The 20,570-nt window shown below is 37.6% G+C and carries 19 protein-coding genes; 8 read left to right on the forward strand and 11 right to left on the reverse strand.

What is annotated here, in order from left to right; all coding sequences use genetic code 11:
* Positions 1 to 58 precede the first annotated feature (58 nt).
* On the forward strand, positions 59 to 832 hold the full coding sequence (locus C502_RS0103445) for an IclR family transcriptional regulator (RefSeq protein WP_018677466.1): 774 nt from the start codon (positions 59 to 61) through the stop codon (positions 830 to 832).
* Between the two features lie 219 nt (positions 833 to 1,051).
* Here C502_RS0103445 and C502_RS0103450 read toward each other — a convergent pair whose 3' ends face one another.
* From C502_RS0103450 to C502_RS0103480, 7 genes are all read right to left on the reverse strand, one after another.
* Complete coding sequence (locus C502_RS0103450; protein WP_018677467.1) at positions 1,052 to 2,212, reverse strand: hypothetical protein; 1,161 nt, start codon at positions 2,210 to 2,212, stop codon at positions 1,052 to 1,054.
* A 121-nt stretch (positions 2,213 to 2,333) separates the two neighbouring features.
* Complete coding sequence (pgsA, locus tag C502_RS0103455; RefSeq protein ID WP_018677468.1) at positions 2,334 to 2,921, reverse strand: CDP-diacylglycerol--glycerol-3-phosphate 3-phosphatidyltransferase; 588 nt, start codon at positions 2,919 to 2,921, stop codon at positions 2,334 to 2,336.
* A 105-nt stretch (positions 2,922 to 3,026) separates the two neighbouring features.
* Positions 3,027 to 3,824, reverse strand: coding sequence for a thioesterase family protein (locus C502_RS0103460; RefSeq protein ID WP_018677469.1), 798 nt, complete (start codon positions 3,822 to 3,824; stop codon positions 3,027 to 3,029).
* 104 nt (positions 3,825 to 3,928) lie between these two features.
* The gene (uvrC, locus tag C502_RS0103465; protein ID WP_023274606.1) at positions 3,929 to 5,728 is read right to left on the reverse strand and encodes an excinuclease ABC subunit UvrC; all 1,800 of its coding nucleotides are present in this window, start codon (positions 5,726 to 5,728) and stop codon (positions 3,929 to 3,931) included.
* 98 nt (positions 5,729 to 5,826) lie between these two features.
* Positions 5,827 to 6,696 carry a hypothetical protein gene (locus tag C502_RS0103470; RefSeq protein WP_018677471.1) on the reverse strand — a complete coding sequence of 290 codons (870 nt, stop codon included), beginning with the start codon at positions 6,694 to 6,696 and terminating at the stop codon, positions 5,827 to 5,829.
* Positions 6,697 to 6,823: 127 nt separating this feature from the next.
* Positions 6,824 to 7,738, reverse strand: a complete 915-nt coding sequence (gene lpxO / locus C502_RS0103475) for a lipid A hydroxylase LpxO (RefSeq protein WP_018677472.1) — start codon at positions 7,736 to 7,738, stop codon at positions 6,824 to 6,826.
* 153 nt (positions 7,739 to 7,891) lie between these two features.
* A complete protein-coding gene (locus tag C502_RS0103480; RefSeq protein ID WP_018677473.1) occupies positions 7,892 to 8,950 on the reverse strand; it encodes a GGDEF domain-containing protein in 1,059 nt (352 codons plus the stop codon).
* A 656-nt stretch (positions 8,951 to 9,606) separates the two neighbouring features.
* Here C502_RS0103480 and fadB point away from each other — a divergent pair.
* Positions 9,607 to 11,760, forward strand: a complete 2,154-nt coding sequence (gene fadB / locus C502_RS0103485) for a fatty acid oxidation complex subunit alpha FadB (RefSeq protein WP_018677474.1) — start codon at positions 9,607 to 9,609, stop codon at positions 11,758 to 11,760.
* Positions 11,761 to 11,772: 12 nt separating this feature from the next.
* Positions 11,773 to 12,945, forward strand: coding sequence for an acetyl-CoA C-acyltransferase FadA (gene fadA, locus C502_RS0103490; protein ID WP_018677475.1), 1,173 nt, complete (start codon positions 11,773 to 11,775; stop codon positions 12,943 to 12,945).
* Between the two features lie 45 nt (positions 12,946 to 12,990).
* Here the strand turns inward: fadA and C502_RS19435 are convergent, their stop codons facing one another.
* Both C502_RS19435 and C502_RS19095 read right to left on the reverse strand, forming a co-directional pair.
* The gene (locus tag C502_RS19435; protein WP_018677476.1) at positions 12,991 to 14,127 is read right to left on the reverse strand and encodes a hypothetical protein; all 1,137 of its coding nucleotides are present in this window, start codon (positions 14,125 to 14,127) and stop codon (positions 12,991 to 12,993) included.
* Positions 14,105 to 14,314, reverse strand: coding sequence for a hypothetical protein (locus C502_RS19095; protein WP_018677477.1), 210 nt, complete (start codon positions 14,312 to 14,314; stop codon positions 14,105 to 14,107). The genes C502_RS19435 and C502_RS19095 overlap by 23 nt, the downstream gene beginning before the upstream one ends.
* Before the next feature lie 347 nt (positions 14,315 to 14,661).
* Between C502_RS19095 and C502_RS0103505 the strand changes: the two genes are divergently transcribed.
* Positions 14,662 to 15,285 (forward strand): PH domain-containing protein, encoded by a 624-nt coding sequence (locus C502_RS0103505; RefSeq protein WP_018677478.1) that lies wholly within the window; start codon positions 14,662 to 14,664, stop codon positions 15,283 to 15,285.
* Positions 15,286 to 15,338: 53 nt separating this feature from the next.
* Here the strand turns inward: C502_RS0103505 and C502_RS0103510 are convergent, their stop codons facing one another.
* Positions 15,339 to 15,851: a hypothetical protein gene (locus tag C502_RS0103510; protein WP_018677479.1), complete on the reverse strand. Its 513-nt coding sequence runs from the start codon at positions 15,849 to 15,851 to the stop codon at positions 15,339 to 15,341.
* Positions 15,852 to 16,155: 304 nt separating this feature from the next.
* Here C502_RS0103510 and C502_RS0103515 point away from each other — a divergent pair, with 304 nt between their 5' ends.
* A complete protein-coding gene (locus C502_RS0103515) occupies positions 16,156 to 16,854 on the forward strand; it encodes a YidX family protein (protein WP_018677480.1) in 699 nt (232 codons plus the stop codon).
* Between the two features lie 54 nt (positions 16,855 to 16,908).
* Here C502_RS0103515 and C502_RS0103520 read toward each other — a convergent pair whose 3' ends face one another.
* Positions 16,909 to 17,658, reverse strand: coding sequence for a hypothetical protein (locus C502_RS0103520; protein ID WP_018677481.1), 750 nt, complete (start codon positions 17,656 to 17,658; stop codon positions 16,909 to 16,911).
* A 177-nt stretch (positions 17,659 to 17,835) separates the two neighbouring features.
* Between C502_RS0103520 and C502_RS0103525 the strand changes: the two genes are divergently transcribed.
* The 3 genes from C502_RS0103525 (at position 17,836) to C502_RS0103540 (ending at position 20,561) form a co-directional block, all read left to right on the forward strand.
* Positions 17,836 to 18,531: a DsbA family oxidoreductase gene (locus C502_RS0103525; protein ID WP_018677482.1), complete on the forward strand. Its 696-nt coding sequence runs from the start codon at positions 17,836 to 17,838 to the stop codon at positions 18,529 to 18,531.
* Between the two features lie 393 nt (positions 18,532 to 18,924).
* Complete coding sequence (locus C502_RS0103535) at positions 18,925 to 19,110, forward strand: hypothetical protein (protein ID WP_018677484.1); 186 nt, start codon at positions 18,925 to 18,927, stop codon at positions 19,108 to 19,110.
* A gap of 11 nt (positions 19,111 to 19,121) precedes the next feature.
* Entirely contained in the window at positions 19,122 to 20,561 is a 1,440-nt protein-coding gene (locus C502_RS0103540; protein ID WP_018677485.1) for a hypothetical protein, read from the forward strand.
* Positions 20,562 to 20,570 lie beyond the last annotated feature (9 nt).

Consider the following 20,570-nt stretch of genomic DNA (forward strand, 5'->3'; position numbering starts at 1 on the left):
TGTTATAAAGCAATAAAAGTTCGATTTTCACGTTATTTTAAGGAGTAGACAACGCATCATGGCAATTTCGAGTTTTGGTAAAATTCTCACCGTGCTGGATTTATTTTCGGTTTCACGTCCGATTATCAATGTCGATATCATTTGTGATGAGCTTGGTCTCTCCAAACCCACTGCCTATCGCTACCTTAAAGAATTGGTTTCTAGTGATATTTTGAAACGGATTAGTGGCACATCGGGTGATTACACTTTAGGCTCTAAAATTGCCGTTCTAGATTATATTTCGCATAGCACTGATCCTCTGATTCAAATCAGTATCCCTTTTATGCGTGACATCGTAGATCGGACTGAATTGTGCTGTTTACTAACCTATCTCAATCATGACTATTGTATTGATCTACATCACGAAACCTTTAAAGAGGCTGAACTGATCTCATACGGTAGAGGTTGCCCACGCCCTGTTTATGTAGGCGCATCACCCAAGATCGTGATTGCTCATCTGAGCAAGCAACAAATCCAAGCCTACTATCAACAATTTACGCAAGAACTTGCTCAAGTTGGATTTGCAGAAAACATAGATGAATTTATGCAGCAAATGCGAAAGATAAAAAAACAAGGCTTCTATTTATCGCAAGGTGAGATTGACCCAATGGTGTGTGGTCTCTCTGTACCGATTCGCTTTTCCACCAAAGAAGCACCGATTGCACTTACTTTAGTCGCTTCAAAGAATCGTTTTGACTTTCTGAACATCCAAAAATTAATTGAAATTTTGCAAAATAATGCCGCACAAATTGAACATAAATTTGCAACACTTTCAGAAAATCAGCTTCCTTAAATATGAGAATTTTAAAAAATACTTACATTTTTATACGTTGTAAATATTAGTAAATTCTCATATTATGATTATGTTCTTCAGCATACCCTTTAAAAAAGTGTGTGACTATCCTCAGAGAACTAAGCTCATCCTTGTTATGGGCTTTTTTCTTAGCTGTAGTTTTATGAAGCCACAAAAAAGCCTTCTATATCGAGAAGGCTGTTTAAAATACCAATCAAATTAACACATAATTTTATTGATCAATCTAGCTTCAACGAGCATCTGTTCAGTTTGGTCAGCGGTCATTGCAATGAGATATTTGCCATTGGAATAGTAAAGTGAACCCTCGGTATTGAGCGCATAACCCAACACACCTCGCTTCAACACTTTCTGTTCTCCAGCAGCCGAATATTGAATCAACTCCCAATTACGAGGGATCACGCCTGCAAACTTTTCACCTGCACTTTGATTTTGTTGCAAAGCTTTCTGAGCTTTAATTAAATTACCTTCAACAAATAATTCTTCTTCCGATTTCTGTCTTGCCTTGGCTGGATTTGCACCTGACGTCGACTTTAGAGATTCACCCGTATAACGCTGCGTAAAGAAATCTAACCAACCAATCACAGCACGAATAATTTTAAAAGGTGCGTATAAAATATCTTTAAGTGAACTTCCACTATAACTCTGATTTTTATATGGACGTTTAAGAAAATACAGTTGCCCCGTTGCATCGATTTGTGGCTTATAAAAATCATAGCGAGGATCACTGATCATTGTTTCAAGCTCCCCTGTCTTGAGATTTAAACGACAAATTTCTTTGGGCCCAACACTGACATTGCCTTGTTGATCATAGGCAAAACCACAACTATCGTAATACACAATATCAGGCTGTTGAGGATCAAAACAAGGATGCTCATCTTGGCAATCCCCTTCAGTAATATATTGAAGTCGACTTGAGTCCAGCCCTAGCACACAAAGATGGCGTTCATAAGCATATCCTTTACTTGCAGATAAAATTAACCGTTTATTCTGAGCTTCATAATCCAGATGATGGACAACAAACTCATTATTCCTCAACACGAGCGCTTCTGCTTGCTGCGGGTCTAGCAATGATTTGATATAGATTGCACAACCATCTTGTAATCGTGCTGCATAAATCATTTGCTGATCATCGGTTAATACTGCATCAACAGGAAAAATATTGGCAAATTCATCAGCATCATCATACTGGCTCATCCCCATAAATTGAGCACCAGTACCTGTTGTTTTCCATTGCTTACGCTGCTTAATTTCTTGCAAATTTTTCTTATATTGGCTCACGGCTTGGCAATCAATGCTTTGCGTTTTTTGACCTTGAAGTTGATGGAGTGCTTGATTTGATAAATATAATAAAGATGACATGTAATCGTGTTCCTAACTTATCATTTTTAGCATTCACGATATTGATTTAACCCAATAGTGAATGCTTTGATTATCTAGATTTCTTATTAAATTTGAATAAAACGTTGCTGAAAATTATGTTTTAAGGCTGTTTCAAATATGGCCATGCAGCTTTCATATAAATGAACATCGACCATAAGGTCAAAATAACAGCAGCATAAAGTAGCGCATAAGCCCACATTTCCAATGGTTTCCAATTCAATAAAAATACACTGATCGCAATCATTTGAAATGCTGTTTTATATTTCCCGACAGTTGAAACTGCAACGCTCGTACGGGCACCCAATTCTGCCATCCACTCACGCAGTGCAGAAACAGTGATTTCACGAGAAATAATGACAATTGCAGCAAAAGCCATTGAAATCGTCGGTTGCCATTGCACCAGTACAATCAATGCAGCAGCAACCATCAGCTTGTCAGCCACAGGATCAAGAAACCGACCAAAAGCAGAGGTCTGATTTAAAGTTCGTGCCAAATATCCATCAAACCAATCCGTAATTGCTGCCAGTACAAATATTGCTGTGAGCACCAAATGACGCATCATGCCGCCATTATGCTCAGCAATTCCAATTGCTGGTGGCCAATATGCAATCACCAAAAAAACAGGAATGAGGGCAATACGTGCCAAGGTCAAAATATTAGGAATGTTCAGGATTTGCCCTGTACTCATAAACACCGCCATGTTGTTTGCATCAAATAAGCATGTCGCATAAAGGATGTGCCGAGATTGTATCCATATGTAAGCAACTTTATACGAAATGCATCGCAGTGTCGACTAGGCAAAAACGGCAACTGTTTGGCTAAGTATTGCAATCAGGCGATTTTCACGATCCCAAAGATAGGCATATTCTGTTGAATAGCCATGTTCAGCATATTCAGTCACCACCTTATATTTAAACCAGTCCTGTAGTTGATTTGCAATTGGATGCAAATAGGTAATCTGCCATGTTAATGAGCTTGCAGGCGCAGGAGTTTTAAACATCGGTAACACACCTGGTGGCCAGACATCCATTAAAGCGAAAAGATCTGCCAATTTCATGTCACGGTTTGTATGTAAATCAGCACTAAAACGACTCCAGCCACCAAAATCAGGCAGTTTACTACCCGCCATAGGATAGCTTCCCTCAGCCCAACAGAGTTCAAACTGTTGTAAACATTGTGGCATCAAACCTTCGATATAAGCCGTCTTATCCAATTGTTCAGGTTGAGGATAATGAGGGACTTGTGGCAAATTCTGAACATGAATACGAGATTCACGCTGTGCCCCAAAACTTGCAATGAGGATACTTTGCACAGCATCGGCTTGCCATAATCTAACTTCTAGCGTGGTGACTGATTTGCCTTGTCGTAAAACCTCAGCCGTAAGCTTGGCTTGTCCTTCTTGTACAGGCCCAACAAAGGTTATATTGCAGCTTAATAACTGTTTTGCAGCATCATTCACGACACTCAAGGCTTTTTGTGCAAGTAGACCTGCAACTAAACCACCAAATACGGTACGACCTTGTAACCATCCTGATGGAATATCAATCCATTCTTGATGTTCAACCTGCTGGTATAACGGAAGCAATGACATCTTTTTTCCTTAATCGTCAAAACATCTCATCTTTGAATGTTTTTATCTATTTGTGAATGATCATTGACGCATCAGTCATTGGGAGATTAAGCCAATTGGTCAAATCACTCATGCAAAATCTTATAAATTGTTCTCGCCATCACTTCACCCAAACCCGATACCAACATCAACTCTTTTTCTGATGCTTTTAATACCCCTTGTATGCCACCAAAATGAGTCAGTAAATCTCGGCGACGTTTTGGGCCTAGTCCTGGAATCGCCTCCAAGACCGAACTACTCCGGCGTTTATCACGCTTTGCCCGATGCTTAGTAATCGCAAAACGATGGGCTTCATCTCGCACTTGTTGAATGAGATGTAATGCTTTGTGATCTTCGGGCAATTGAATCTTGGTACCATCAGTGAAATGCAGTGTTTCTAATCCTGGCTTACGCCCTTCACCTTTAGAGACACCAATCATAAAAGCATCAAGCGCTAATTCTTGCATGACCTGCATCGCCATATGCAACTGCCCTTTACCACCATCAATCAAAAGCAGGTCAGGTAACATATTCTTTTTATAACGGCGTATCAATGCTTGGCGCATCGCCGCATAGTCATCACCACCCGTAATATCCTGAATCGCGAATTGGCGATAATCTCGTTTTCTCGCCCCACCTTGATCAAAGACCACACAAGACGCGATCGGTGCTTCGCCCATAGTATGACTGATATCAAAACATTCAATCCGATCAATTGGACGGCCCACCACTTGTTCAAGTTGGTGAAACCGTTCTGTCAATTCTAGATGATTACTGAGTTTGCCTTTAATCGCATGTTGTACATTCATTTGCGCCAGTTCTAGCCACTCAGCTCGCGTCTCACGTACTTTATGTTTAATCTGTACTTTCTTATTAAACGTTTGCTGTAATGCCTCTTCCAACTGTTTCTGATCTGGGATATCGACATTAATAATCAGTTCTGTTGGTACTTCATCAGCCACTTGAAAATAAAAGTTTGCCATAAAGTCGCTCAGCATTTGAGCCAAATCATCTCCCAACATATCAGGAAAATAGCTTTTACCACCCAGCATCCGCCCATTACGCACATACATGATTTGCACACAGGTCACACCCGCTTGATAGGCAATCGCTAAAATATCGGCTTCGCCCTTGATTTTAAATACCGCTTGTTGTGCCTGAACCTCTCGTAGCAAAGCCAAACGATCGCGATAAAATACCGCTTTTTCAAATTCGAGTGCTTCGGCAGCTTGCTCCATTTTTCCAATCAGTTCTTGGTTGAGTTCTTTGGTGTCACCCTGTAAAAAACGAATCGAATTATCAACATCATCTTTATATGCCTCAGGGCTAATCAAACCCACGCAGGGTGCGGTACAACGCTTAATTTGATACTGTAAACAAGGGCGTTTACGTTGAGAGAAATAACTATTTTCACACTGACGTACATTAAAGAGTTTTTGCAAAATCAGTAAGGTATCTCTAGCACTATAGGCACTTGGATAAGGGCCAAAGAACTTACCAATTTGATGCTTGCCTTTACCACGTCCACTGGCAATCCGTGGATAAGGCTTATCTGCTGAAACGAAGATATAGACGTAAGATTTATCGTCACGCAACATAATATTGTATGGCGGACGATGTAATTTAATCAGATTTTGTTCGAGTAATAATGCTTCTGTTTCAGAACGAACAACCAAGCTTTCAATGTCATAAATTCGCGCGACTAAAGCCTGTGTTTTTGGATGGTCAATGGTTTTAACAAAATAGCTCGATACACGATTCTTTAAATTCTTTGCCTTGCCGACATACAATAACTCCCCATCTTTGCCTAGCATTTTATATACACCAGGCAATTGAGTCATATGAGCAAGTATTTTCTCAATGTGTTCACGAGCGTTTGGATTCACAGAAAACCTTATTTAACCAATTCAATCACTAATCCTAATTCAATATCATGGAGGCAAGTGATTGAAAAGTCCACTTAGTCGCTTTTCAGTCCCTCAAGTTATAATTTTACTTGCTTGTATTTCGTTAATAAGGCCTTGGTTGCCGTCTCATTGAGATAATCACATTGCAACTCGCTAGCAACATCGGGTACAGCACTCTTTTTCGAAATATAACGCCCTAAATATTGCTGATTTCCGATTTTAAAGAAGGTATTAAAGAGATTAGACGTATCAATCACCTGCCACGGCGTGCCATTCCATACACCTTGATTTTTAAGTACAGTACTGCCATTGATCGTTAGATTCTCGATTTGATTTTGATCAAACACGATAAAATCTTTATTACTTTGTACTTCAGTCAATTTCCAGCAAGTCGAGCCTGTAGGGAATTTGTCCTCAAACTGCTGAAATAGAATAGCATATAGAATATGATTAGAGACACTCCAAGCGCTTTCTTGGTCACCGCTACTTTTATAGAGCCCATAATAAAATAAGTTTTCAGCGTAATTTGCAAAACTCACTCCAGTTAAATTAATTTTCTCAAAATGATATTCAACCACTAGATTTTCATTTTCTCTCATATTTGTTGGTTTAAATTTGAGAATTGCTTGAGTCGTTGTTTCAGTCAATGACGCTTGCTGTCCCCAAATAAAATTTTGACTTGTGGCTGGTGTATTTAATGTTGGGACACCTTTGTCTGAAAAGTAATATTTATGAGATTCGGAAGGATATGTCGAGTTCAACGGTATTGGTGACTGTTCACTGAGCGTATCAGTATCTATACGATAGGTTTTGACATTAATATTATTACCACCATAAAGATCTAAACCATAGAACACCTTTTTATTAGATGCTTCTGTATTTTCTGTACCTTCTTCACAAGCACTCAGACCTAGCATAGAAATACAAATTAATAATATTTTTTTCATTATCTTTTCTCATAAATATAAAGCGAGTCGATTATGCTTAATTTAACCATTCCATACAATAATTCTATGTACTACTATTTGATGCATATATAAAAAACGCCCTTATGGGCGTTGATCATATACAAATTTAAAATACATAAGGTCGAATGAAAATAAGGAAAAATAAACCTAACATTAAAAACCATTTTAGGAAGTAGTATAAAGTTTGGTTTCTTGCTTTCAAAGCTTTTGCTTTCAGACGAACTTGATAAACATAACCAAATGCTTTATTCAAACCGCCTGTTTGATCACCCACTTCATTGGGTGAACTTGCCGCAGTCATGACACTTTTGCCAAACCAGTGATTAAACTTTTCCATAAAACGTGTTTTTAAGGGGCGTTCTACATCCGCAAAAAAGATAATACGATTTTGGTCAGTGGTGTTTTCTGCATAATGAATATAAGTTTCATCAAACACCACACTCTCACCATCACGCCATGAGTAACGTTGACCATCGACATCAATAAAACAACGATCATCGTTTGGCGTGATTAAGCCCAAATGGTAGCGTAATGAACCTGCGTATGGATCGCGATGCCGAACTAAACGGCTATCAGGCGCAAGTTCTGTAAACATCGCAGCTTTAATACTCGGTAAAGTCTTTAATAAAGCGGTTGTTTTAGGGCAAAGCTCTGCTGCGGATGGATGAGCGGAGTCATACCATTTTAAATAAAAACGCTTCCAACCTGTTTTAAAAAAAGAGTTAAAACCTAAGTCATCATAACTACTAGAAGCCTTAATACCGCCTATTGCATATAATGCTTTGGCTTCATCACGAATCATTTCCCAATTTTCATCCAGAACTTTGAGATCGTTAAAATATTGAGTCTCAATATAAGGTTGATTCGGCACTTTAGAAAATAAGTACATTAAGAAATTAACGGGCGCAAATAACGTTGAATGGTCAAAAAATTGACGATAAAACGAATGTCTAACCTGACCACGACGATGAATATACAAAGCAGAAATAATAAAAATTGCTAATATGATCCATTTAACCATTGGAGAAATCGACAAAAGAAGAAGCCCTAAATTTTAACATCGTGTTTTGTAATTTCTAGCCAGTTTTAGTTTAATAATTTCTTCATTTACTTATTAATACAAATTAAATATAAATATCAAAAAGTTAGGTTAAATATTTTTTGATAAAATTTGTTATTTTTTTATTTTCTGTTCTTTCTTAACCAAATACATCTTTGCATCTGCTTCATGAATTAACTTCGATGCTTCTAAATAACCATCAACATGATCGGTTTGTTTGACACCTATACTGAGCGTAATATTTGGTTCAATTTGGTAAACATATTTCAGTAATCTAGGAACAAAGCTCTCAATTGCTTGTTGTTCTGTACAACGCGGAAATACGATACAAAACTCATCTCCCCCGCATCTAAAACAATGATCATCTAGTCGTGCAACATATCGTATGCCATCAGCCACTATCTTTAATATCTGATCACCCTTGGAATGCCCAAAACTATCATTAATCTTTTTAAAATCATTAATATCAATAAATACAACGGTCACGGGCTCTAAAGCTCGCTCAGCCGTACAAATCGTAGCATTCAAAATACGATTTAAATGACGAACATTTAATAATCCAGTTAATGGATCCGTTTGCGACAACGCTTCCATTTGCTCAGCTCGATCTTCCAAAACAGTTGCATATTGCTCAATCTTTTCTTTAGAACTTTTCAACTCACTGACTAGGCTCCATACATAAGTTTCGACTACCAAGGAAATATCAAACATAAATAACTTTTCTAAAGTTGAGCGAACTTGTTGAAATTCTTCAGTATCCCCCAATTGTTGGTAAATCAAGGAAATAAGCATGGTTTTTAAATGATAAATAGCTGATAAATATAATTTTGGTTCCACACCGATTCGTTTATGCACCAACCCTATCCGTAAACGATTATTGACATAATTTGCATCATAATTCCCTAAAAATAACTGTGCCAAATATTCACGCTGCGCGCGCTGTAATCGTGATAGCGTATCAACATCACCAATTAAGATAGCAATTTCAGAAACTGAGGTTTGTTGTTCATAAAACTCGATAACAACCTGATCAAGTAAATGTTCTAACTTTGATCCCAACTCCACCAATTGCTGTAATTCTTTATTCGTTAAAGACAGCAGTGATTTTCTATATTCTATTTCTTCACTGGAAATATGCATTTGCTTCATTAATGTTTGATCCGTTGGCTTCATCCCTATTCACCTTTCACCAAACAAGCTCTATTTAGACCAATAAAGCTATGTTGCAATAATTACAATTAATTACTCATGCTCGTCTGAGCACATGGGAGGACTCAGTTCTAGGCGCATGCTTACGACTTTATCGAGTTAAAATGAGTAAAAATCAAGCATAACTAACAGTTTTGGTCATACGATTAAACTCGTTTTATACCCTATTGAAACGGCTAAATATAAGAAACCAATATAAAACCTTAGCACTTCACTTATTTACCTAGTTTTAAAGCAAGAAATAAGCCAAACAAAATCACAAATAAACAAAAACAGTGATGTAATAATCATTTTTATTTCAGATTTAGATACACATATCCATAGCTCAAAATTTTGTTAGCTTCTCAAACTGATTAGACCTAAGACGTTAATCACTAAAGCAATCGAAAAGACACCGATAACAATTGTTTTATAAGGGAAATTTATATTTTTTCCTTTACGAACAATCAAAAAATATAGTCTCTACAACAATAGATGACCCTAGCGTCACGGCTTGATACAACTTGTTATGTCCTTTTTGGATATAGTTATCGTAAGATTAGCGAAGTATTTTGTGCGCCACACCGCACACACGCTTTATGACATCAACTCAGAATCCTCCACAACAAGGGAGATCAGGCATGATCCACGCTGGCAATGCCATTACCGTCCAAATGCTTGCGGACGGAATTGCAGAATTCCGCTTTGACTTACAAGGTGAGTCGGTTAATAAATTTAACCGTGCAACCATCGAAGACTTCCAAGCAGCGATTGCTGCAGTGAAAGCCAATAACGACATTAAAGGTTTAGTGGTTACCTCTGGTAAATCAACGTTTATCGTTGGTGCAGATATCACTGAATTTGGCGACAACTTTGCCGCTGGTGAACAGGCAATTGTTGATTGGCTTATGCCAGTACATGACGTCTTCAATAGCTTTGAAGATTTAGACATGCCTAAAGTTGTTGCTATTAACGGCACAGCACTTGGTGGCGGTTTTGAAATGTGCTTAGTGTGTGACTATCGCGTCATGTCTGAGCAAGCCCAAGTTGGCTTACCAGAAATCAAACTCGGTATCTATCCTGGTTTTGGTGGTAGCGTACGTTTAAGCCGCGTCATCGGTATCGACAATGCTGTTGAATGGATGGCAATGGCGAATCCTAAAAAACCAGCTGCTGCACTTAAAGATGGTGCGGTAGATGCGGTTGTTGCTGCTGACAAATTACAAGAAGCTGCTGTTGACTTAGTGAAACAAGCACTTGCTGGTCGTTTGAACTGGAAAGCAAAACGTCAAGAAAAATTAGACGCAATCAAATTGAACCCGCTTGAACAAATGATGGCGTTCAATACAGCGAAAGGTGCGGTACTTGCTAAAGCAAATCCTGCACAATACCCTGCGCCTAAATTGTTACTTGACTCATTACAAGCAGGTGCAAGCCTAACGCGTGATGATGCATTAAAAGCAGAAGCTCAAGGTTTTGCTAAAGCAGCAATTACTCCACAAGCAGGCGCATTGATTGGTTTATTCATCAATGACCAAGTTGTGAAGAAAACTGCGAAGAAATATGAGAAAGGTGCTCACCCTGTAAACCAAGCAGCTGTATTAGGTGCGGGTATCATGGGTGGTGGTATTGCTTACCAAACGGCAAGCAAAGGCACACCAATCATCATGAAAGATATTGGTAACCCTCAACTTGCACTTGGTATGAAAGAAGCGAATGGCTTACTGACCAAGCAAGTTGAACGCAAGAAAATGAAACCTGCGCAAATGGGTGAAACACTTGCTCGCATCCGCCCTACTTTAAGCTACGATGAGTTTAAAGAAGTGGATATCGTGATCGAAGCCGTGACTGAAAATCCAAAAGTAAAAGAAATCGTGCTTGCTGATACAGAAAAACATGTTCGTGAAAACACGATCATTGCTTCTAACACGTCTACGATTTCAATTACACGTTTGGCAAAAGCATTACAACGTCCTGAAAACTTTGTTGGTATGCACTTCTTTAACCCAGTACACATGATGCCATTGGTAGAAGTGATCCGTGGTGAGAAGACATCTGATGAAGCGATTGCAACCACTGTTGTTCTTGCTCAGAAAATGGGTAAAACACCAATCGTTGTCAACGACTGCCCAGGCTTCTTAGTTAACCGTGTATTGTTCCCTTACTTTGGTGCATTCGACCTTCTTGTAAAAGATGGCGCGGATTTCCAACAAGTGGATAATGTGATGGCGAAATTCGGCTGGCCTATGGGTCCTGCATACTTGATCGACGTTGTGGGTATCGATACAGGTGTTCATGGCGCAGAAGTTATGGCTGAAGGTTTCCCTGACCGTATGAAGCCAGACTACAAAGGTTCTATCGAAGCTATGTACGAAGCAAAACGTCTTGGTCAAAAGAATGACGTTGGTTTCTACAAATACGTGTTAGACAAGAAAGGTAAGAAAGCGAAAACTGTTGATCCAACAGCTTACGAAATTATTGCACCTTTCATCACTGGTGAAAAACGCGAATTTGATAACCAAGAAATCATTGACCGTATGATGCTTGCTTTCTGTAACGAAACAGTTCGTTGCTTAGAAGACAACATCGTTGCAACTGCTTCTGAAGCAGATATGGCGATGATCATGGGTGTAGGTTTCCCTCCATTCCGTGGTGGTCCATGCCGTTACATCGACCAAACAGGTGTTGCTGAATACGTTGCGCTTTGCGACAAATATGCACACTTAGGTAAAGCTTATGAAGCGCCACAGATGTTGCGTGACATGGCTGCTAACAACAAAAAATTCTACGGTTAAGGAGCAACGTGAATGGCTACTTTAAATCCACGTGACGTTGTAATTGTTGATGGCGTTCGTTCAGCAATGGGCAAATCACGTAACGGTATGTTCCGTAATGTACGTGCCGACAGTTTATCTGCTGAATTAGTACGTGCACTTGTTGCTCGTAACCAGTTTGATACCAACGAAGTTGAAGACGTAATTTGGGGCTGTGTAAACCAAACTTTAGAGCAAGGTATGAACATTGCTCGTAACATTGGTTTATTGGCTGACTTACCTAAGACTGCTGCAGGTCAAACAGTAAACCGTCTTTGTGGTTCATCTATGCAAGCGCTTCACACTGCTGCTGCACAGATTGCAACCAATCAAGGTGATGTATTCATCATCGGTGGTGTAGAGCACATGGGTCACGTCGGTATGATGCACGGCATCGACCTTAACCCAGAAGCGTCTAAACACTATGCAAAAGCATCTAACATGATGGGCTTAACGGCTGAAATGTTAGGTCGTATGAATGGTATCTCTCGTGACGAACAAGATGCGTTCGGTGTTGAATCTCACCGTCGCGCTTGGGCTGCAACACTCGAGGGTCGTTTCAAAAACGAAATCGTTGGTGTTGAAGGTCATGATGCGAATGGCTTCAAAATCTTGTGTGACATCGACGAAGTAATTCGTGCTGATGCAAACCTTGAAGCGTTCAAAGCATTGAAACCAGTATTTGACCCTAAAGGCGGTTCAGTAACAGCAGCAACTTCTTCTGCTCTTTCTGATGGTGCTTCTGCAATGTTACTTATGTCTGCTGAACGTGCTCAAGCATTAGGTTTAAAACCACGTGCTGTGATTCGCTCTATGGCAGTTGCAGGTTGTGATGCTGCGATCATGGGTTACGGTCCAGTTCCAGCAACTCAAAAAGCGCTTAAACGTGCTGGTTTAACGATGGCGGATATCCAAACTATCGAATTAAACGAAGCATTTGCTGCTCAAGGCTTATCAGTAATGAAAGGCTTAGGCGTTTATGAGAAACAAGACATCATCAACCACAATGGTGGTGCGATTGCATTAGGTCACCCATTGGGTTGTTCTGGTGCGCGTATCACAACGACATTGTTGAACGTGATGGAACAACAAGATACGCAAATCGGTCTTGCGACGATGTGTATCGGTCTTGGTCAAGGTATCGCGACAATTATCGAACGTGTTTAATCAACACTGAGATAAAAAGAACCCCGCTTATTGCGGGGTTTCTTTTTAAGAGTTTGATTTAAAATTTTTTACAAAATTTGCAATATGCTCCATTCCATCAAACGTGGAGGGAATTTTTTCATCTGAAGAAACAATCGAAGAAAATATAAGATTCTCGAACTTTTCGAAACCTTCTTTATTTGCTACTTTTAATTCTTTAGATTTTTCTGCATAACTTTGAATAAATTGACACAAAGTCATGCGTAATTCTAATTGCATGATTTGAGATTTTATCGATCTAATATTATGTAAAATAATTCTAAAAAACCAAAAGAGAATAAATAATAGTGTAATTGATGGTAAAGCTAAAACTACTAAGTGTACGGTCTTAAAATTTTCGTCAAAATTATTGAATAACCAAATAAACTCAACATTAGGTATTCCTGCCATAAAAAATATGAGAATGTAATACTGAATATTGAGTCCAAATAGCTCATCATCTTTATTTTTTTTAAGCTGAGAAAAGCCTTGATATAAACCCACAAAATTAAAAGCTGTCTGATAAGTATCTAATTTATCTTTAAGATTTTTTACAGCTGATTCTTTCTGCTCGTACTCAATATTCCAAGTATCAATTTTGGCAATTGACTCATCTTTTGTTCTAATAAATTCCTCAACCTTATTAATATCTGTACTTTTCATTGCACGTGATATAGCTAGAGCATGCTCAGAATGAAACTCATCTTGCATAATCAATGTTGGTAAATCATCAAAAAGATCTAAACACCAAGCTGATTTGTCAAGAAACTGACCTCTATTTTCTCTAACCAACTTATTTAAAAAATAATACTCGTGACCTTGATCAATATAAAAGTTACCTCTAAAACTCAGTTCTTTGAAATAAATTATTAAAAATATAGCCAACCGATGTAAACGGACGACTTCATCATCTTTTCCAAAATTTGCAAATCCGCCATCCCAAGCTCTTTCGAGCTTTAAGCCTGCAAAATTTCGACATGTAATAAGTCGATTATTGAGCGTGCTTATAAAAGAACTATCATTTATATTGCTATGAAGAGCTAAAAGTGCTTTAGCTAACTCCCCATTAAAACCATCGTGTTCGACATACTTTTCAGCAATATTCAGAATTTTTTGTATCGCTTTTAAAGATTCTTGAATATTAAATTCGAATTTTTCGCTCATTCCCCCTCCCTCTCACAAATAAAATAAAATTTATTAACCAATTACCAACTGCACCAACAACATCGACAACATCGACAACATCGACAACATCGACAACATCGACAACATCGACAACATCGACAACATCGACAACATCGACAACATCGACAACATCCGACTTAGTATGTTGCAATACTTCAATCTTCATTAAAAGTGCTTAACCATTGGTTTTTTAAAGAAAGAGGAAGTTGTCCCACATAAAATATCTCTCATTACTAAAAATTAATCTCTTTATATCTACAAACCTAAAAAAGAATATTTAGATTCTAAATATGCGTAAAATAGGTTTTATTCAAGGTATCGCGACAATTATCGAACGTGTTTAATCAACACTGAGATAAAAAGAAAATCTCCGCTATATGCAAGGATTTTTTTTATGTGATAGAAATTCGTTTCATCGTTGTATCGAATTTTTAAAATACAAATACCCACTGTAGACAGAACCATACACTGCAAATTATGATCGCAGTTCCAACAAATAATAAGGTTCTAACAATGTTTAAAAATATGGCAGCCGATCTCATGGGAACAAGCGATATCGGCAAAATTATTGAACCTAAAGATTATGATAAGACCGATATTGATGACTATATTTTCCATGAAGACAATGAAAAGATTTTCTTTTTGATCAAAGCAAAAACTGACGAATACTGCTTTACCAATACCGCTTTCATTCATCTAGATGGTACAAGTGCGGTCAGCAAAAAACGGACATTGAATCGCTATCCATATAAACACTATCAGATTAGTCGGGTGCTTCTAGAAACAGCAGGTACAATTGATCGGGACGTCGAAATCAAATTCCAACTCGGTGGCGCAAGTTATTCAATTGATATTGAAAAATCACAAATTGAAAAAGTCCGTGATCTATATAAAGCCCTATTTAGTATCGGTGAAGCATGCAAAGAAATTGAACGCCAAATGAATTCGCTAGTCATCACTCAACAAGCTGTGAATAACATGTTTTCTCTGCGTGAATTACCAGAGCAAATTCTATTGAACTTACCTGACATTATTTCTCAGACCACCATTCAAGTTGAAAATAAGTTTACTGAACGTCGTAAACAAATTGAGAACTATGATTTCTCTGCAATTTTTGAGCGTTACCTAAAACAATAAGATAGAAATCCCCCGCTTATTGCGGGGTTTTCCATATAAGCACAATATAAAATTTAACGTATCGGAAAATTTTGAGATGTTTTTAAACCAGCATCAATCTGTTGTTGTAATCTTAATAAATCATCCAACCTCACTTTTATCGATCCATCACGAAATGTATCGGCATTATCTCGATTAATGTTTAATGGTTCTAATATTTTAAATACACCATTACTTGGATTAGATGACTGAAACCCCATTGCGACAGCTAAAATATAATCTTCTAAAAATGGTGAAACTTGAGACAAATCAGGCTGCAAAGCGTTTGCTTGATAGTCAATAGAGCTTGTGGTTTCAGTTAACTGAGCATTTTGAATGTCTGTATGCTGCTTCTGTATGTAATGCTGTAGAGCTTGGCGTACCTTTTTATCTTCTTGAAATGGAGTAGGCCCTACGACTTCTTCACGTAATTCAGATTCTGCCATAATACGAATGGTCGGTAGAGTTGTAACCTCATCCGCGTGTACTACTGGCAATCCGACAAAAGTAAATACCATCATCAGTGCTGATCGTTTTAGAAAGTCCATCGCTTGCTCCAAAAATGAGTCACCATGTTTACATGTAGTGAATAAAATAAAAGCATCTATAGAACAGGCTACAACAAAGTCACACTTGATTCAGTATGGCTCAGATAAACGGTAAATTTCACCAAAATTTTAAACGAGAAATCAAATCTATCCGTATTAGCGATCATGTTTAATCTTTGTAAAGATCGCCATACTTAAGAGAAAAGTCCTCGCTTCTACTTAGGTTTTTCATTATGGTCTTTTAAATATTGTATGAATATCAATTATTTTTTAAATTTTAAACTTAAATCATTAGGAGAACTGGATGTTTTCAACTCTAACTAGAACAACCAGCGCTATCGCAATTACAGGATTATGTTTAACGGGATGCGCAACCAAAACACTGATTAACAAAGACAACAAAACCTATACTCGAACAGAACGTGTCACTTTAGTTGAAGACAATGTGGTTGCTTTTGGGCGACCTGCGCAAACATCGTCAAATTTACCCAAAGACAGTATCGTAATTGCAGGGCAAAAAAACAGCTATATTTTGACTCAAGGTGGTTCTCAATTTGTGAGCTTGATCAGTAAACTTGATGCTAAAAATATTCAAATAACACGGGACTTAAGTTTTTATTCTGAAAAGAATGATGGTAATTTTTCAGGTACATTGCCACTTTCCTATATAAAACTTAAAGAAGATTTAAGCAAAAAAGATCTAGAGTTCTTTATTGAAAATGGCGCAAAAGAATGTTCATCCTCAAGCGATGAGCGTATGTATGCACAGCGTTTCTGTTTTGATATTAAGCTTGCTGGTGTCGTGTACCCTGCTGCAAATAATCTCACCTCATTAAAAGCGTTAAGTAAGCCATATCAAGTGACGATTTATACCAATAAAGAAGAAAGCTACAAATCCAAATCAGGTATGAACCCTTTAGAAAAACTGGTTTTACTGCCTTTTGCTGTAGCGATTGATGTTGTGAGTTTACCGTTCCAAGCAGCAGAAAAGATTTTCGACTAAAGTTGATCTTACAATCAAGCAATGATTCACAGGCTGAATCCTTGCTTGATCGAACTACAATTCTTCATCTAATACTTCAACATTACTTTTCTTAATTTTTTCCATCTTCGCATTTAGCCTGAGTACATCCTGATATAAGTTATTAAACTTTTTCACTTGTATTGTTTCTTGAAAAAGAATCATTTTGCCTTGTTTCTGCCATGTGTAGGTTTTCAACATATCGAACATTGCCTGTGCTTTTTCTATAATTTTCTGTTCAATCGGGAAAATATCATGTGCTTTATCTACTTTAAGGTTATGTTCTAATTTAACTTGCAAGGATTTTCTCATTTCATTATGAATAGCCAAACTTTTTGCCTGTTTAAGTGAATTGGTCTGTATTTGTTGCCGTTTTCGTTCATATTCAGCCGATATTTTCCGAACCTCGCGAAGCATTTGTTCTGTTTCTTTATAAGCTTGCTGACGATCTTGATCCAAACGCTCTACATCTAAAAAAGTATCCCAATTTGCTGCTTTGAGTTGTCTTAAATAATGATTTCGCGCTTCAACATTTTGCATCCAATAATTAAGTAAAAATTCTGACATCAACTTATAGTCACCTGACAAACGATCATCATGCACATTGATCTTCACAGGTTTCGACCAATCCTGCGCTTGGTCATACAGCTCACGCATTTTCTCAGCCATCACTACTTCAAACATTTGTTCAGTATTGGCTGCTTTTGGCTGCACACGATATTGATAGAAAAAGAAAGTACTTATACAAATTACAATGACTGCAAAGAATAATAGAAAACGGCGCATACAGCCTCCAATCTTAATTATATTTTTTATGTTCTTTATCTCAGTTTAATCAATAAAACACAGCGAGTTATATAATTTTTTATTTCATTTCTCGTAACGGAGTATTACATTTTCATCGCTTTAAATTCAACAACACCGCCCCTATTATTGGTTTAACTAAAATTGTAGAGATATACCATGCGTGTAGATATTTGGTCAGATGTAGTTTGCCCTTTTTGTTATATCGGTAAAAAGCGTCTTGAACATGTTGCTGAACAAGCGGGTATCGAGCTTGATATCTATTGGCATAGTTTTGAGCTTGATCCAGATGCACCTACAAAACATGACACATCGAATACTGAACGCTTAGCGCAGAAATATGGGCGTAGTTATGCAGAGATGGAAGAAATGGAGCGTAATGTCGCTGCTATGGCAGCAGTCGAAGGCATCGACTTCCAATGGCAAAAAGCCAATTCAGGCAATAGTTTTAATGCCCATCGGATCATTCACCTTGCTCAAAGTAAAGGTTTAGGCAATGAGGCAGAAGAAGCGTTCTTTCATGCTTATATGACCGAAGGTCTTGCGATTGGTGAACGTGAAGTCGTGGAAGAAATAGCGTCACGGATTGGTCTAGACCATGCTGAGGTTGAGTATGTGCTGGATTCAGATGAGTTGGCAGATTTTGTGCGTCACGATGAAAAAATTGCACGTGAGCAATTGAATGTGACTGGCGTGCCTTTTTTTGTCTTTGATCAAAAACTGGCACTTTCAGGCGCACAACCGCGTGAGATTTTCTTACAAGCATTACAACAAGCTCAATCAGCATCTACACAAGAAATCGAGCAAACCAATGCAGCTCAATGTAACGATGATCAGTGTGACATTCAGCCCTAACTATTTTTACTCAATCACAAGCTTCAAGATCAATTTGAAGCTTGTTCAGGACATTTTCAGAGACCACTATTCTTGTGCCTTCACCTATTATCCTGAAAAGAATACCGCTTGTCTTGAGCAAAAAATCTTGTAACAAAGTTAGTACCATTGTTGCTCAACTTTTGACTAACAAATTCGTGATGTGAATCACAAATTAATCACAAATTTATAGATATACTTCTATCTAGCTATCTATTTATCCGATTCATTATTTTAAAATGTTGATACTTTGAAAGCTAAAACATGATCAAAATCTCTATTTTGAATACCTAAATGAGATTTTTTACTAACTTGCAGTCTATAGATTTTGCATGGTTTTCTTCTATAATCGTCATAAAGTGACATTCTTTTTTTATGAAAATTCAAGAGTTACAAGCCTTAATTAATGGTGAAATTCAACCAGAACACATATGCATAGATAAGCTTGTAGCATTAGCTAGACAGCATACTTTGACGAACACACCTGAATACAAACTGTTAGAAAATGCTGTGGATATTGTACTGATTTATTATTTAAAACAGGCTCAAGCCTATCTCTAAGGAAACTATCAATGGACGTATTAGAGAAAGCATTATTGGTTGATGAGCTCAAGCATCTTATTGTTGGGCTTAATAATGATAAAACTTCACTTTTTGAAATTGCAAAGTCAAAACAGCGTATTAAAGACATTTGTGCATCGTGTGATGACCCCATTTTTCAAGATCAACTCACCCCTTTTAAAGAACTTATTCAGCAACAAGAGTTTTCGACAGATGAACTAGAATATTTTGGTTATGCATTAACGTATCGTGGTACTTTTAACTTTATGGGGCGAGTTGAACATGCGCTATTCGCTTCTGCCGATATGGGGTGGGCAGCTTTACGTCAATCCCAACATTGGCAAATTTGGGTTATTCGCCCGGCATTATCTTTTTTAAAAAGCCCTTGGCTAACGTCAACACAACAAGCAATAGAATGGTTACAAGCACATACAAACGAGTATATAAAAACAGATGACGAGTTAAAAAGTCTTATCCCTGTTTTGGAACCAATTCATCAAACCTCAACAGATTTATCATTAGAATTTAGCCAAGCAATTCACAAGGACAGATTATCTGCAATGAGAGAAGAAACTGCGAATTTTGAAGCACAACTTGAAGCCATTATTCAAGAAAAGATTCAATCTGTACCAAAAGCTCAAGTAGCAACGACGCCACCAGCAAGACCTAGACCAAGTTTTAGGCAAAATGTACGCCCAGTCGCAAATCTCAATAAAGCAAAACCTGTTGCTCTCAAAGATTTTAATTTAGATGGTTTACTGTGCCGACTTGAACGTATTGATCCCAAGACTTTTCCTTCTTTATACCGTGTAGAACTACATGATGAAATTGATCAAAATATTAAAATTGATTGGCTGTATTTAAAAGCAGAGAATGATGTACAACCCGTTTGGGATTCAGCTCAAATCTTTGTAGCAGAACAACTTTATGCTCAAGGTCAATTTTCCCATTATGTCGTGCTCATCGGTACACATAGTATTGAATATGCAACGACTGTATTGCAAACCTATACTGATCAAAAACATACAAAAACAAGCTCAATCCATCAAACTGACTGGATGATTTTTAAGAAGCATTATCATCAACATGAATTGTTATTCAATGAATGTATTATGAATGGAAATCTAGTATGGCAACGCGATGAACGTTCTTATCCATATATTCCAGCATCGTTTATTAATACACAAAAATTTATTCCTTTTGAAGAAACAACAGCCACATTTTTAACACCTATTATTTTATTAAGAGAACGCCAAAAAATTCGCGTCATACACGGTTCTGAACGGATTAAATTATCTAGCGAAGATCAAGCTTATCCTTATCTTTTATTAGATCGTACGGATGGCTATACATGGCAATTGATACGTCAAGTCATTAGTCAACTCCCCCAACCTATTTCCGTACATGACTTATATCAAGCGTTGGAGAATGCAGATATTTCCACGTCATAACTCCTGATT

Origin of the sequence: Acinetobacter tjernbergiae DSM 14971 = CIP 107465, from assembly GCF_000374425.1 — a bacterium.
Classification (GTDB): domain Bacteria; phylum Pseudomonadota; class Gammaproteobacteria; order Pseudomonadales; family Moraxellaceae; genus Acinetobacter; species Acinetobacter tjernbergiae.